A 13,488-nucleotide genomic window follows, 5' to 3' on the forward strand; every position below is an offset into this window, starting at 1 on the left:
CGCTATTCGGCCAGATTACCTTGCCGTGAGCCTTTTGTCACCACAAACGGCCCTTCGTTCAACTTCCATATTGCCTGTCGATCCACTCGCGGTAGGCGCCGCTTTGCACATGCGCGACCCACTCCGGGTTGTCCAGATACCACTTGACCGTCTTCTCGATGCCGGTCTCGAAAGTTTCCCGCGGTCGCCAGCCGAGTTCGCGCTCGATCTTGCGGGCATCGATCGCGTAGCGCCGGTCGTGGCCGGGGCGGTCCTTGACGAAGGTGATCTGCGCGGCATACGTGTTACCGTCGGGGCGTGGCCGCAGCGTATCGAGCCGCTGGCAAATCGTGCGCACGATCTCGAGGTTGGTCTTCTCGTTCCAACCGCCGATGTTGTAGGTCTCGCCGACGCGGCCGCGCGCGAGCACTTCCCGGATCGCGCTGCAATGATCTTTGACGTAGAGCCAGTCGCGCACGTTCTGGCCGTCGCCATAGATAGGCAGCGGCTTGCCTGCGAGCGCATTGACGATCATCAGGGGAATGAGCTTCTCCGGGAATTGATAGGGGCCGTAGTTGTTCGAGCAGTTGGTGGTGAGCACCGGCAGGCCATAGGTGTGGTGCCAGGCGCGCACCAGATGGTCGCTGCCCGCCTTGCTGGCCGAATAGGGGCTGTTGGGCTCATAGCGGTGGGTCTCGGAGAAAGGCGCTTCAGCGGGGCCAAGCGAACCATAGACTTCGTCGGTGGACACGTGCAGGAAGCGGAACGCGGCTTTTTCCGTTTCCGTGAGCTTGCTCCAGTAGCCGCGCGCGGCTTCGAGCAGCCGGTAGGTGCCGACGATGTTGGTCTGGATGAAATCCTCCGGCCCGTGGATGCTGCGGTCGACATGCGATTCGGCGGCGAAATGGATGATCGCGCGCGGGCGGTGCTCGGCCAGCAGTTGTGCGACGAGAGCGAAGTCGCCGATGTCGCCGCGCACGAAGATGTGGCGCGGATCATTGGCCAGGCTGCGCAGGTTTTCCAGGTTGCCGGCATAAGTGAGGCGGTCGAGATCGACCACCGGCTCGTCCATCGCCTCGAGCCAGTCGAGCACGAAATTGCTGCCGATAAATCCTGCGCCGCCAGTCACGAGAATCACTGCAATACCTCCTTCAGATAGCACCCGGTATGGCTGCCGGGCATCTTTGCGACGGCCTCCGGCGTGCCGGTGGCGATGATGCGTCCACCGCCCTCACCGCCTTCCGGCCCGAGATCGACGATCCAGTCCGCGGTCTTGATGACGTCGAGATTGTGCTCGATGACGACGATCGTATTGCCGGCATCGCGCAGCCGGTGCAAGACCTTGAGCAACATCTCGATGTCGTGGAAATGGAGCCCGGTGGTCGGCTCATCGAGAATATAGAGCGTCCGGCCGGTATCGCGCTTGGAAAGTTCCAGCGCGAGCTTGACTCGCTGCGCCTCCCCTCCCGAGAGCGTCGTCGCCGACTGTCCCAGCTGGAGGTAGGACAAGCCCACGTCGATCAGGGTTTGCAGTTTCCTCGCCACCACCGGCACCGGCGCGAAGAATTCGTAGGCCTGTTCGACGGTCATCTGTAGCACTTCATAGATCGTCTTGCCCTTGTAGCGAATCTCGAGTGTTTCGCGGTTGTAGCGTTTGCCGTGGCAGACGTCGCAGGGCACGAAGATGTCGGGCAGGAAGTGCATCTCGACCTTGATGAGCCCATCGCCCTGGCAGGCCTCGCAGCGGCCGCCCTTGACGTTGAAGGAAAACCGCCCCGGCCCGTAGCCGCGTTCGCGCGCCTGCGGCACGGCGGCGAAGAGTTCGCGGATCGGCGTCATGAGCCCCGTGTAGGTCGCCGGGTTCGAGCGCGGTGTGCGGCCGATCGGCGACTGATCGACGTTGATCACCTTGTCGAAGAATTCGAGACCCTGGATTTCCTCGTGCGGCGCGGGTTCCAGCGCCGCAGCATAGAGATGACGCGCGGCGGCGGCATAGAGTGTGTCGTTGATCAAGGTGCTTTTGCCCGAGCCGGAAACGCCGGTGATGCAAGTCAGAAGCCCCACCGGAATCTCCAGATCGACATGCTTGAGGTTGTTGCCCGAAGCAGCGCGGATTTTCAGCTGCCGCGCCGGATTGGGCGGCGTTCTTTTCTTTGGCACCTCGATCCTGCGCCGGCCCGACAGATAAGCGCCGGTGAGCGACTCGGGATGGGCGGCAATCTCTTGCGGCGTGCCGGCAGCAACGATGCGCCCGCCATGCTCGCCGGCGCCCGGCCCCATGTCGACGACGTGGTCGGCCGATTCGATCGCCTCCTGGTCGTGCTCGACGACGATCACCGTGTTGCCCAGATCGCGCAAGCTGGCGAGCGTCTGCAATAGCCGCGTGTTGTCGCGCTGATGCAGGCCGATCGACGGCTCGTCGAGCACATACATTACGCCGGTGAGCCCCGAGCCGATCTGCGAGGCGAGCCGGATGCGCTGCGCCTCGCCGCCCGAGAGCGTCTCGGCCGAGCGGTCGAGCGACAGGTAATCGAGCCCGACGTTGATGAGGAAAGTCAGCCGCGAGGTGATTTCCTTGACGATCTTCTCGGCCACCTGGGCGCGCTGGCCGGCAAGTTGCAGCAGATTGAAGAAGTCGCGGCAGTCGATGAGGCTCATGCGGCTTAACTCGGTGATCGTCTTGCCGCCGACGAAGACATGGCGCGCTTCCAGCCGCAGGCGCGCGCCGCCGCATTCCGGGCAGGGCTTGTGATTCAGGTATTTCGCCAGCTCCTCGCGCACCATGAGGCTATCGGTCTCGCGGTAGCGGCGTTCGAGGTTCGGGATGATGCCCTCGAAAGGGTGGGGGCGCTCGAAGCGCGTGCCTTTTTCGTTGAGATAACGAAAGCGAATCGACTCGCGGCCAGAACCGTAGAGCACGATCTGGCGCACACTTTCCGGCAGCGTCTCGAAGGGCGTGTCGACAGCGAAGCCGTAATGCGCGGCGAGCGACTCGATCATCTGAAAGTAGAACTGGTTGCGTCTATCCCAGCCTTTGATCGCGCCGGCGGCCAGAGAAAGATGTGGATAGGCGACGACGCGCGCCGGATCGAAGAACTGGATCTGCCCCAGACCATCGCATTGCGGGCAGGCGCCCATCGGGTTGTTGAACGAAAACAGGCGCGGCTCGAGCTCGGGCAGCGCGTAGCCGCAATGCGGGCAGGCAAACTTGGCCGAGAACAGATGCTCGATACCGGAATCCATCTCGACGGCAATTGCCCGCCCTTCGGCGTGGGTGAGCGCCGTCTCGAAACTCTCGGCGAGCCGCTGGCGCTGGTCGGGGCGGATCTTGAGTCGATCGACGACGATGTCGATCGAATGCTTTTTCGTTTTGGCGAGCTTCGGCAATGCATCGATGTCATGCACCTTGCCATCGACCCTGAGGCGCACGAACCCTTGCGCCTTGAGTTCCGCGAACAAATCGAGCTGCTCGCCCTTGCGGTCGGCAACGACCGGCGCGAGGATCATCAGCTTCGTCTCCTCGGGCAGCGCGAGCACCTGATCGACCATCTGCGAGACGCTCATCGCCGCCAGCGCCACGCCATGCTCGGGACAATGTGGCGTGCCGGCGCGGGCGTAAAGCAGGCGCAGATAGTCGTGGATCTCGGTCACCGTGCCAACGGTCGAGCGCGGATTGTGGCTGGTGGCCTTCTGTTCGATGGAAATGGCGGGCGAGAGGCCCTCGATCAGATCGACATCGGGTTTCTCCATCAGCTGCAGGAACTGGCGCGCGTAAGCCGACAGCGATTCGACATAGCGGCGCTGACCTTCGGCATAGAGCGTATCGAAGGCGAGCGAACTCTTGCCTGAGCCGGAAAGGCCCGTGATCACCGTCAGCTTGTTGCGCGGCAGATCCAGATCGATGCTCTTGAGGTTGTGCGTCCTGGCGCCGCGAATTCGGATCGTTTCCATGCGGGATCGAACGAAATGGCGAACCCGACACTATACGGAAAATCCCTGCCGCACCGAAGCCGCCGGGTTGTTGCAGCCTTGAACCTAAAAACCTCAGTTGGACGCGCCCGATGGTGCGTGCCGGCGGGCGGATGGCGCGACGCGACGACGCAGCAGGCTCATGCCTGCAAGGAGGAGCAACAAAGCCAGGCGCCCGTCGGCGCGTGCCAGGGGGTGCGTAGCGGGGTCACCTCTCCGGTGAGCGGAATCAGTGAGACATCTTTCGATCTTCTCAGGCATTTTTTGCCTTCAGGAGCGGTCAACTGGGGTTTTTAGGTTGAAGAATCGTGTATGATGCACATCGTTACAGATATCCGATACACACCATGCGCACTAACATCATCCTCGACGACGAACTCATCGCCCAAGCGATGAAGGCCGGGCCGTTCAAGACCAAGAAAGAAGCGGTCGATGCCGGCTTGCGTCTATTGGCGCGTCAGGCCGCCTACCGCGAGATTCTCGCCTTGCGCGGCAAGCTGCGCTGGGAAGACGCCCAACCGGCCGCAAGCCAGCTGGTCATGGAACCGCCCGCTCGCTATGAGGCGAGCGAAGCCGATGTGACGGCGACGGGCAAATGATCCTCGTCGACGCTTCCGTCTGGATCGACTTCTTCAACGGCCGTGAGACGACGGCGGTCGCACGGCTCACCGATCTGCTCGCCGATGGCGCAGCACCCTTGGAAATGGCCGATCTGACCCTCTTCGAGGTGCTGCGCGGTTTTTGCGATCCACAAGACTTCTTCGCGGCGAAACGGGCGCTTTCCGCCTTGCCGGTGGTCGCGATCGGCGGCCAGGAAAACGCGCTCGCCGCCGCGGAACATTACCGGGCATTGCGCAGGCTGGGCATTACAATTCGCAGCCCGATCGACGTCTTGCTCGCCAGCTTCTGCATCGAACACGGCTACGCCCTGCTTCACAGCGATGCCGATTTCGACGCGCTCGAAGCGCACCGCGGCTTGCGCGTCTGGCGCCATTGAGAGAGTTTTTCTATGCGTTCCCCCGCCCTTGACCCGATGACCCCCGCCGAGCGACGCACCGGCGGCGTGCTGGCCGGCATCTTCGGCCTGCGCATGCTCGGGCTTTTCCTCGTCCTGCCGGTATTCACGCTGCTGGCCCGGAAGCTTCCCGGCGGCGACGATACGCTGCTGGTGGGCCTCGCCTTGGGTGCCTATGGTCTGACCCAGGCCTTTTTGCAGATTCCGTTTGGCATCGCTTCCGACCGCTTCGGCCGCAAGCCGGTGATCGCGTTTGGTCTCCTGCTGTTCGCGGCCGGCAGCTTCGTCGCCGCGGCCGCGCCGAACATCCACGTCATGATCGTCGGCAGGGTGCTGCAGGGCGCCGGGGCGATTTCCGCCGCGATCACCGCGCTGGCCGCGGATCTGACCCGCGAGCAGCATCGCACCAAGGTGATGGCGATGATCGGCGCCTCGATCGGCCTGGTGTTCGCCGCCTCATTGGTGATCGCGCCGCCTCTGGCGGCCGCCTTGGGCCTTTCGGGCTTGTTCGTACTGATCGGCGCGCTCGCGCTTGGCGCCATCGTGCTGCTGTTCAGTGCCGTGCCGAAGCCGCCGAGTTTCGCAACGCACGAGCGTCCGCCGTTTGCTACCGTGCTGTTCGATGCGAAGCTCGCGCGCATCAATTTCGGTGTCTTCGCGCTGCACCTGATGCAGACGGCGCTGTGGGTCGTCATCCCGCCGGCGCTGGCGGCCGCAGGGCTTCCCGGCGGCGAGCACTGGAAGATTTATCTGCCTGCGGTGCTGCTCTCATTCGCCGTGATGGTGCCGGCAGTCATCGTCGCCGAAAAACGCGGCCGCATGCGCTCGGTCTATGTCGGCGCGGTGGCGCTCCTGATCGTCGTCCAGGGCGGCCTAGCGCTCTCCGGCGGTCTGTGGGCGACGGGCCTGTGGTTGCTCGCCTTCTTCATCGGCTTCAACATCCTCGAGGCGCTGCAGCCCTCGCTGATCTCGCGCCTCGCCCCGCCCGCCGCGAAAGGCGCCGCACTGGGCATCTACAACACGACGCAGTCGATCGGCCTGTTCCTCGGCGGCGCTCTGGGCGGCTGGCTCGGCAAGCATCACGGCCCGAGCGGCGTTCATCTCGCTTGCGCCGCGCTTGGTATCATCTGGCTGATGCTGGCGTCACTGCTGCAGACGCCCCAACCACGGACGAACTAGGGAGAGAACATGGCCTCGGTGAACAAAGTGATTCTGGTGGGCAATCTCGGCGCGGACCCAGAGATCCGCTATCTGCCGAACGGCGATGCCGTGACGAACATCCGGCTGGCCACCACTGAGAGCTGGAAGGACAAGAACACCGGCGAGAGGAAGGAGATGACCGAGTGGCACCGCGTGGTGTTCTATCGCAAGCTCGCCGAGATCGCCGGTCAGTATCTCAAGAAAGGATCGCAGGTCTATGTCGAAGGCCGCCTGCGCACCCGCAAGTGGCAGGGACAGGACGGCCAGGACCGCTACACCACCGAGATCGAGGCCAACGAGATGCAGATGCTCGGCCGGCGCGAAGGCATGGGTGAGGCTGGTCCACGTGAGACTGGCGCGCGCCCCGCGCCAAGCGCCCCGGCGACGAATGGCGGCTTCAGTGACGTCGAGGACGACATTCCGTTTTGATGAAACGCCGGCACCGTCCGCTGCGTGAATATTCGCTGCGCGATCTGCTGCTCGTCGGCTTGCCGCTGCTGTTCCTGGTGATCGCTGGTTTCTGGCTTGCGTCGCGCTTCATCCGCCCCGCTCCGCCGGATACATTGACGCTCTCGACCGGCAGCGAGGGCGGTGCCTATCAGCGTTTCGGTGCGATCTACAAAGACGTGCTGGCACGCTATGGCGTCACGGTCAGCGAATGGCCTTCGGCGGGTTCGACCGAAAATCTGGCGCGGCTGCGCGACCCGAACGAGGCCATCGATGCCGCCTTCATCCAAGGCGGCACCGCTTCCATTCAGGAAGGCGACGCGCTCTACTCGCTGGGCAGCCTCTACTACGAACCGTTGTGGATTTTTTATCGTGCCGAGCTCGGCTCGCCGACACGCCTCATCGACCTAAAGGGCAAGCGCATTGCGATCGGCCTTCCCGGCAGCGGCACCCGCCACCTTGCCGACCAAATGCTTTCCGTCAGCCAGATCGATGCCACCAACACTCGTCTGATCGAGCAAGGCGGCCTGGGACTTGCGGAAGCCTTGGCCAACAAACGCATCGATGCTGCCTTCGTCGTCGGCCCTACTCAATCGGCAACGGTTTGGACCTTGCTGCACACGCCCGGCGTGCGGCTGATGAATCTCGTCCATGCCGAAGCCTACACACGCCAGTTTCCGTGGCTGAACAAGCTGGTGCTACCACGCGGGGCGATCGATCTGGCCGCCGACCAGCCGCCGACCGAAGTCGCGCTGCTGGCGCCGACGGCGACCTTGGTGGTGCGCGCGGATACTCATCCGGCATTGGTCGATCTGCTGCTGCAGGCGATGACCGAGGCCCACGGTGGCGCTGGTATCTTCCAGCGTGCCGGCGAGTTTCCCCGTCCGACGGTCGCAGGGAGCGTCGACTTCCCGCTTTCGCCCGAAGCGGAGCGGTTCTACAAATCCGGCAAACCCTGGCTGCAACGTTTCCTGCCGTTCTGGGCGGCGACCCTGATCGACCGGATGGTGGTGATGCTGATTCCGCTGTTTGCGGTATTGATCCCGGTGCTGAAATTCGCCCCCGGGCTCTACAACTGGCGTATCAAGTCGCGCATCTACCGGCGTTATGGTGAGCTCAAGTTTCTCGAAGCCGAACTCGAAGCCGATCCCACGAAGCTTTCGCGCGAGGAATGGATGAAGCGCGTCGATGCAATCGAACGCGAAGTCAATCACCTGGCGGTTCCGCTGGCCTTCAGCGACATGGTCTACACCCTGCGCGTGCATCTGGGGCTGGTGCGCAAGGCGATCGACAAGGCCACTACAGGTGCCTGATCTTCTCCAGCAGCGCGGTGGTCGAGCGCGTGTGCAGGAAGGGGATCGAATGCACTTCCCCGCCCCAGCCGAGCACTTCCGCCGCGCCGACGATTTTCTCGACCGGCCAATCGCCACCCTTGACGAGGATCTCGGGCCGGCAGTCGAGGATGCGCTGCAAGGGCGTGTCCTCGTCGAACCAGGTGACCAGGGAGACGCTTTCCAGCGCGGCGAGCACCGCGATGCGGTCTTCGAGCGGATTGACGGGTCGATCGCCGCCTTTACCGAGCCGCCTGACCGAGGCATCGGAATTGACCGCGACGATCAGGCTCGCGCCCAAGGCGCGCGCCTGGGCGAGATAGGTGACATGGCCACGGTGCAGGAGGTCGAAACAGCCGTTGGTGAATACCCTGGGCGCCGGCAAGAGCGCCGCGCGCGCCGCCAGCTCGGCGGGCGCGCACAGTTTTCGCTCGAAGGCCGGCGGCGGATAGATCACTGTGCCGGCTTGGGCTGTGCCTGCTGCGCCGGCGCGCCGGATGCGCCCTGCCCGCCGCCGGAGAGCCGTTGCGCCTCGGCCTCCGAAATGATCTCGAAGACGCGCACGACTTTCTTGACCCCACCCGTGGTGCGGGCGATCTCGACCGCGGCATTGGCTTCTTTTTGCGTCACCAGGCCCATTAAATACACCACGCCGTCTTCGGTGACCACCTTGACATGATTGGCCGCGAACTGGTTGGCATCGATGAAACGCGCCTTGACCTTCGAGGTGATGTAAGTGTCATTGCTGCGCGAGGCCAAGGAGCTCGCGCCGGCGATGGCGAGCTCGTTGCTGATCGCCTTGACGTTCGGCACCGCGGCGACGATCTTTTCGACCTCCGCCTTGGTCGCGGCATCTGGCACCTCGCCGGTGAGCAACACGGTGCGGTTGTAGCTGGTGACGTTGACATGGGTGCTGCTGCCGAACTTTTCCGAGATGCGGCTTGCGGCGCGCAACTCGATGCCTTCGTCGGTCACCTGGGTTTCCGTCGTGCGGCGGTCGGCATAGGCCAGCACGCCGACGCCGGTGCCGACGGCCACGGCGCCGAAGCATCCGGACAAGAGGGGGACGAGGGTGGCAAGCAGGATCAGGGTGCGTCGCTTCATTGGCTTTCTCCGAGGATGAGGGCGTCGATGCCGTCGCACAGGCAGTGGATCGTCAGGAGATGGACTTCCTGGATACGCGCCGTGCGATCGGCGGGAACACAAATATGAATGTCGTCCGAGCCGAGTCGCTGGCCGATGGTTCCGCCGCCTTTGCCGGTGAGCGCGACGACACGGATGCCCAGCGCATGGGCGGTATCGATCGCCGCGGCGACGTTCGGCGAATTGCCGGAGGTCGAGATCGCCAGCAAGACGTCGCCCGCGCGCCCGAGTGCCGCCACCTGCTTGGCGAACACCTGATCGAAGGTATAGTCATTGGCGATCGAAGTGAGCGTGGAGGTGTCGGTGGTCAACGCGAGCGCCGCCAGCGGCCGCCGCTCCTTTTCGAAGCGGTTCAAAAGCTCTGCAGCGAAATGCTGGCTATCGGCGGCCGAACCGCCGTTGCCACAACTCATCACCTTGCCGCCGGCGGAAAGTGTCGCGGCCATCAGGCGGATCGCTTGCTCGAGCGGTGCAGCAAGTGCCGGGAGCGCCGCGCTTTTCACGGCGAGACTGTCGTCGAACTGCGTTTTGATGCGTTGAAGAAGGCTCATGGCCACGTGATTCTAGCGAATCGGAACGAGCGGTCTGGCCACGAATAGAGCGGTCATTCGGGGCGAAACGCATCTTTGAGCCACTCGGTTTTGCCGCCATCGATCAGCACGCAATCGAAACGACAGGCTGTTTCCCCATGCCGAGCCAGCCAGTGACGTGCGGCGAGGATCAGCCGTCGCTGTTTCGCGGGTGTCACGCTGTCGGCCGCGCCACCGAAATCGCCGCGCGCGCGCTGACGCACTTCGACGAACACGGTCGTCAAGCCCTCGCGGCAGACGAGATCGATCTCGCCGCCTTTGACACGGAAGTTGCGGGCGAGGATCGTCAGGCCCTGCGCAATGAGGTGCCGGGCGGCGATCTCCTCGCCGGCATCGCCGAGCGCTTTCCTGTTCCGGGGGATAATGCCGTTCATGTCCGCCACATTATTCATCGTCGCCACCCCGATCGGCAACCTATCCGACATCACGCTGCGCGCGCTGGAGACGCTCAGGAGCGTCGCCGTGATCGCCTGCGAGGACACGCGGCATGCACGGCGGCTGCTGGATCATTACGGCATCCGCACCCCCCTGCTGGCGCTTTACGAGCACAACGAACGGCAAGCCACCGAGCGGCTGATCGCACTGCTGGGCGAAGGCAAGGACGTCGCGCTGATTTCCGATGCCGGCACCCCGGCCGTCTCCGACCCCGGCGCGCTCGCGGTGGCCGCCGTGCATGCGGCTGGATTTCGCGTCAGCCCCATTCCCGGTGCGAATGCGGCGATCGCCGCGCTCTCGGCAGCGGGCTTCGAAGGCCCGTTTTGCTTCGTCGGCTTCCTGCCGACGAAAGTCGGCGCTCGCCGGACGGCACTCAGGCAGCTCAAAATGCTGCCCGTCAACCTGGTGTTTTACGAAGCGCCGCACCGCATCGTCGAGACCGTCGCCGACCTCGCCAGCCTGCTCGAACCCGAGCGGGAAATCGTCATCGCGCGCGAGCTCACCAAGCTGTTCGAGGAGATCGTGCGCCTGCCGCTTCTTGCCGCACCGGCGTGGCTCGCCGCCGACGAAAACCGCCGCCGCGGCGAATTCGTCCTGCTCGTTTCCGGCCCGCCGTCATGCCAGGGACTCGACGCCGAGAGCGAGCGTATCCTGGAACTGCTGCTCACCGAGTTGCCGGTGAAAACGGCAGCGAAGCTCGCGGCCGAAATCACCGGAAAGTCGAAGAATGAGCTCTACGCCCGGGCGCTCGAAATGAAGGGTGGCTAAAATCCGTACATGGATTCGATCACCCTCACCCGCCCCGACGACTGGCATCTTCACTTGCGCGACGGCGAGGCCCTGAAGGCCGTGCTGCCCGACACGGCGCGGCGCTTCGCACGTGCGATCGTGATGCCGAACCTGAAGCCACCCGTGACCCGCGTCGCCGAGGCCGCCGCCTACCGCGCACGCATCCTGGCTGCCGTTCCGCCAGGGCTGAGTTTCACGCCCTTGATGACGCTGTATCTGACCGACAACCTGCCGGCCGACGAGATCGACCGCGCGAAGGAGTGCGGCATCATTCATGCGGTGAAGCTCTATCCGGCCGGCGCGACGACGAATGCCGATGCCGGCGTCACCGATCTCACGAAATGCACCAAGACGCTCGCGCGCATGGAAAGGCTCGGCCTGCCGCTCTTGGTGCATGGGGAGGTCACCGACCCGGCGGTCGACATCTTCGATCGCGAGGCGGTGTTCATCGACACGGTGCTAGCGCCTTTGACGAAAGATTTTCCGGCGCTGAAAGTCGTGCTCGAACACGTGACGACCCGCGAGGGCGTCGAGTTCGTGAAAGCCAGCGGCGCGAACGTCGCGGCGACGATCACCGCGCACCATCTGCTGATGAACCGCAACGCGATCTTCTCCGGCGGCCTGCGCCCGCACCACTATTGCCTGCCCGTGCCAAAGCGCGAAGTGCATCGCCAGGCGCTGATCGCGGCGGCCACTTCCGGCAACCCGAAGTTCTTCCTCGGCACCGACTCCGCGCCCCACGCGCGCCGCGCCAAGGAAGCGGCCTGCGGCTGCGCCGGCTGTTATACCGCGCATGCGGGCATCGAGCTCTATGCCGAAGCCTTCGAGGCCGCCGGCGCCCTCGATGCGCTCGAAGGCTATGCGAGCTTCTTCGGCGCCGATTTCTACGGCCTGCCGCGCAATGGGGAGCAGATCACCCTCGTGCGCGAGCGCTGGCGCGTGCCGAACGAATTGCCCTATGCTGCCGACGACGTGCTGGTGCCGCTGCGCGCCGGCGAGACGGTCGGCTGGAGACTGGAGGATATGCAATGAACCGGCGCCTGCTTTGTCTTTTGCTGCTGCCGCTCATCGCCGCCTGCGCGAAGGAACCCGCCGGCTACGAGATCGACGGCGGCAATCATTCGCTGACCGTGGAGCGCAACAAGCCCTATTTCTGGAGCAGCGGCTGGGAGCTCGATCTGATCGTCACGCGCTATCCCGAATGCCAGCGGCGCTACGCGCTGAAAAAAGCCGGCGAGAAGCTGCGCATCGATCTCTATCGCACGCCGACCGGCGCCTACATCCTCAACCAGGGTAGCCGCTGGTATGTCGCCGAGACGCAAACCTGCCGCATGCAAGCCTTCGAAGAGGAACCCCCGGAGCCCGGCGAACTGCTCGGCAGCTTCCGCGTCAAGGGCGGCGTGTTCCGCTTCGTGCCGGAAACGGGCGACAAAGGCAGCAACAACGGCGGTTGAACCATTTTCACACCCCAAGTATCCTAGCCAACGGAAGTCCGCCAGGCAGCCGCGGCACCGCGAGGTGACGAGGAAAGTCCGGGCCCCATAGAGCAGGATGCCGGCTAACGGCCGGGCGCAGCAAGCCGCCGTCGGCGGCCCAAGGCGACGGAAAGTGGCACAGAAAACATACCGCCGATGGCTGCCCCGACTTTGACGCCGCAAGGCGGCAAAGTCTCGCTCTCGAATGAGCAGGGGCGGATCAGGCAAGGGTGAAATGGCGGCGCACCGCGAGGTGCGGCGGCAATGCGTGAGTATTGCCGAGGTAAGAGCCCACCGCGCCGCCAGTAATGGCGGCGGCAGGCAAAACCCCATCCGGGGCAAGGCCAAATAGGGGAGCGATGGCGTGGCTCGCGCCGCTCCCGGGTAGGCTGCTCGAGCCTGTCGGCAACGGCAGGCCTAGAGGAATGGCTGCCCACGACAGAACCCGGCTTATCGGCGGACTTCCATCCCCCATTCTTCACAAATCACTTTCAGAACGTATTTCCGTGCATTGATTTGCAAGGATTTTTTGTTCAAAGAATACATGCCGAATCGCTGATAAGCCTTTGTTGCGCCTGAAATTTTCCGCGTTTGGCTATTGACGCGCCGAAATTGGTGGAATAAAGTGGGGCCAAGTGGGGATAAGTGGGGAGGCGTGTGTTCCAAGGCGCGGCACAACTGAGTCTGGATGCGAAGGGGCGGCTGGCGATCCCGGCCCGGCATCGCGACGACTTGCTCGCCGCCGGCAATGGCCGGCTGGTGCTCACCGCGCATCCGCACCGTTGTCTGCTGCTCTACCCCGAGCCTGCCTGGCAGCCGATCCGCGACAAGATCCTCGCCGCGCCGAGTTTCGATCCGCGCTCGGCGGCGCTCAAACGGATCCTGGTCGGCAACGCGCGCGATTGCGAGCTCGATGGCGCCGGCCGCATCCTGATCGCGCCGGAGCTGCGCGAGACCGCCGAATTCGACAAGCAGGTATGGCTGGTCGGCATGGGCAGCCACTTCGAGATCTGGAGCGACGCCGGCTGGCGCCGCCAACATGAAACCGCCTTCGAGGCCCTGGCCGGCAGCGAGCCGCCGCCGGGATTCGAGGGTATTTCCCTGTGAGCGGCGGC

Annotated in this window: 15 protein-coding genes and 1 other RNA gene; 10 read left to right on the forward strand and 6 right to left on the reverse strand. The window is 64.2% G+C overall.

The window, feature by feature from the left end:
* Nucleotides 1-58: 58 nt before the first annotated feature.
* Together rfbB and uvrA are read right to left on the reverse strand one after the other, a co-directional pair.
* Nucleotides 59-1,117, reverse strand: coding sequence for a dTDP-glucose 4,6-dehydratase (gene rfbB, locus EL335_RS10425; protein WP_126446671.1), 1,059 nt, complete (start codon nt 1,115-1,117; stop codon nt 59-61).
* On the reverse strand, nt 1,114-3,930 hold the full coding sequence (gene uvrA, locus EL335_RS10430; protein ID WP_126446673.1) for an excinuclease ABC subunit UvrA: 2,817 nt from the start codon (nt 3,928-3,930) through the stop codon (nt 1,114-1,116). Before uvrA ends, rfbB begins: the two co-directional genes overlap by 4 nt.
* A gap of 365 nt (nt 3,931-4,295) precedes the next feature.
* Here uvrA and EL335_RS10435 point away from each other — a divergent pair, with 365 nt between their 5' ends.
* Genes EL335_RS10435 through EL335_RS10455 form a run of 5 tightly spaced genes read left to right on the forward strand, consistent with a single transcriptional unit; the run spans nt 4,296 to nt 7,923 of the window.
* Complete coding sequence (locus tag EL335_RS10435; protein ID WP_126446675.1) at nt 4,296-4,547, forward strand: type II toxin-antitoxin system VapB family antitoxin; 252 nt, start codon at nt 4,296-4,298, stop codon at nt 4,545-4,547.
* A complete protein-coding gene (gene vapC, locus EL335_RS10440; RefSeq protein WP_126446677.1) occupies nt 4,544-4,945 on the forward strand; it encodes a type II toxin-antitoxin system VapC family toxin in 402 nt (133 codons plus the stop codon). The genes EL335_RS10435 and vapC overlap by 4 nt, the downstream gene beginning before the upstream one ends.
* A 12-nt stretch (nt 4,946-4,957) precedes the next feature.
* The gene (locus tag EL335_RS10445) at nt 4,958-6,142 is read left to right on the forward strand and encodes an MFS transporter (RefSeq protein WP_126446679.1); all 1,185 of its coding nucleotides are present in this window, start codon (nt 4,958-4,960) and stop codon (nt 6,140-6,142) included.
* 9 nt (nt 6,143-6,151) lie between these two features.
* The gene (gene ssb, locus EL335_RS10450) at nt 6,152-6,592 is read left to right on the forward strand and encodes a single-stranded DNA-binding protein (RefSeq protein WP_126446681.1); all 441 of its coding nucleotides are present in this window, start codon (nt 6,152-6,154) and stop codon (nt 6,590-6,592) included.
* Nucleotides 6,592-7,923, forward strand: a complete 1,332-nt coding sequence (locus EL335_RS10455; protein WP_126446683.1) for a TAXI family TRAP transporter solute-binding subunit — start codon at nt 6,592-6,594, stop codon at nt 7,921-7,923. The genes ssb and EL335_RS10455 overlap by 1 nt, the downstream gene beginning before the upstream one ends.
* Here EL335_RS10455 and rfaE2 read toward each other — a convergent pair.
* From rfaE2 to EL335_RS10475, 4 genes are read right to left on the reverse strand one after another with little or no spacing between them, the layout of a single operon-like run.
* Nucleotides 7,910-8,395 carry a D-glycero-beta-D-manno-heptose 1-phosphate adenylyltransferase gene (gene rfaE2 / locus EL335_RS10460; protein WP_284155502.1) on the reverse strand — a complete coding sequence of 162 codons (486 nt, stop codon included), beginning with the start codon at nt 8,393-8,395 and terminating at the stop codon, nt 7,910-7,912. The two genes, EL335_RS10455 and rfaE2, sit on opposite strands and share 14 nt — an antisense overlap.
* Nucleotides 8,395-9,045 carry a BON domain-containing protein gene (locus tag EL335_RS10465; RefSeq protein ID WP_126446687.1) on the reverse strand — a complete coding sequence of 217 codons (651 nt, stop codon included), beginning with the start codon at nt 9,043-9,045 and terminating at the stop codon, nt 8,395-8,397. Before EL335_RS10465 ends, rfaE2 begins: the two co-directional genes overlap by 1 nt.
* Complete coding sequence (locus EL335_RS10470) at nt 9,042-9,635, reverse strand: phosphoheptose isomerase (protein WP_126446689.1); 594 nt, start codon at nt 9,633-9,635, stop codon at nt 9,042-9,044. Before EL335_RS10470 ends, EL335_RS10465 begins: the two co-directional genes overlap by 4 nt.
* Before the next feature lie 53 nt (nt 9,636-9,688).
* On the reverse strand, nt 9,689-10,048 hold the full coding sequence (locus EL335_RS10475; protein ID WP_126446692.1) for a YraN family protein: 360 nt from the start codon (nt 10,046-10,048) through the stop codon (nt 9,689-9,691).
* On the opposite strand from EL335_RS10475, the gene rsmI reads away from it, so the two are divergent.
* From rsmI to mraZ, 5 genes are all read left to right on the forward strand, one after another.
* Nucleotides 10,047-10,877 (forward strand): 16S rRNA (cytidine(1402)-2'-O)-methyltransferase, encoded by an 831-nt coding sequence (gene rsmI / locus EL335_RS10480; protein WP_284155336.1) that lies wholly within the window; start codon nt 10,047-10,049, stop codon nt 10,875-10,877. The genes EL335_RS10475 and rsmI overlap by 2 nt on opposite strands.
* A gap of 9 nt (nt 10,878-10,886) precedes the next feature.
* A complete protein-coding gene (pyrC, locus tag EL335_RS10485; protein WP_126446696.1) occupies nt 10,887-11,930 on the forward strand; it encodes a dihydroorotase in 1,044 nt (347 codons plus the stop codon).
* On the forward strand, nt 11,927-12,352 hold the full coding sequence (locus EL335_RS10490; RefSeq protein ID WP_126446698.1) for a hypothetical protein: 426 nt from the start codon (nt 11,927-11,929) through the stop codon (nt 12,350-12,352). Before pyrC ends, EL335_RS10490 begins: the two co-directional genes overlap by 4 nt.
* A gap of 33 nt (nt 12,353-12,385) precedes the next feature.
* An RNA gene (rnpB, locus tag EL335_RS10495) (RNase P RNA component class A) lies at nt 12,386-12,842 on the forward strand.
* A 188-nt stretch (nt 12,843-13,030) separates the two neighbouring features.
* Complete coding sequence (mraZ, locus tag EL335_RS10500) at nt 13,031-13,480, forward strand: division/cell wall cluster transcriptional repressor MraZ (protein WP_126446700.1); 450 nt, start codon at nt 13,031-13,033, stop codon at nt 13,478-13,480.
* Nucleotides 13,481-13,488: the final 8 nt, after the last annotated feature.

The organism is Sulfuricystis multivorans (genome assembly GCF_003966565.1).
Taxonomy (GTDB): Bacteria; Pseudomonadota; Gammaproteobacteria; order Burkholderiales; family Rhodocyclaceae; genus Sulfuricystis; species Sulfuricystis multivorans.

Bases quoted from the DNA above. Each gene is read 5' to 3' on its own strand.
- uvrA (WP_126446673.1), bottom strand. From the start codon at position 3,930: ATGGAAACGATCCGAATTCGCGGCGCCAGGACGCACAACCTCAAGAGC.
- EL335_RS10455 (WP_126446683.1), top strand. From the start codon at position 6,592: ATGAAACGCCGGCACCGTCCGCTGCGTGAATATTCGCTGCGCGATCTG.
- rsmI (WP_284155336.1), top strand. From the start codon at position 10,047: ATGTCCGCCACATTATTCATCGTCGCCACCCCGATCGGCAACCTATCC.
- ssb (WP_126446681.1), top strand. From the start codon at position 6,152: ATGGCCTCGGTGAACAAAGTGATTCTGGTGGGCAATCTCGGCGCGGAC.
- EL335_RS10475 (WP_126446692.1), bottom strand. From the start codon at position 10,048: ATGAACGGCATTATCCCCCGGAACAGGAAAGCGCTCGGCGATGCCGGC.
- EL335_RS10435 (WP_126446675.1), top strand. From the start codon at position 4,296: ATGCGCACTAACATCATCCTCGACGACGAACTCATCGCCCAAGCGATG.
- EL335_RS10465 (WP_126446687.1), bottom strand. From the start codon at position 9,045: ATGAAGCGACGCACCCTGATCCTGCTTGCCACCCTCGTCCCCCTCTTG.
- vapC (WP_126446677.1), top strand. From the start codon at position 4,544: ATGATCCTCGTCGACGCTTCCGTCTGGATCGACTTCTTCAACGGCCGT.
- pyrC (WP_126446696.1), top strand. From the start codon at position 10,887: ATGGATTCGATCACCCTCACCCGCCCCGACGACTGGCATCTTCACTTG.
- EL335_RS10470 (WP_126446689.1), bottom strand. From the start codon at position 9,635: ATGAGCCTTCTTCAACGCATCAAAACGCAGTTCGACGACAGTCTCGCC.
- EL335_RS10445 (WP_126446679.1), top strand. From the start codon at position 4,958: ATGCGTTCCCCCGCCCTTGACCCGATGACCCCCGCCGAGCGACGCACC.
- EL335_RS10490 (WP_126446698.1), top strand. From the start codon at position 11,927: ATGAACCGGCGCCTGCTTTGTCTTTTGCTGCTGCCGCTCATCGCCGCC.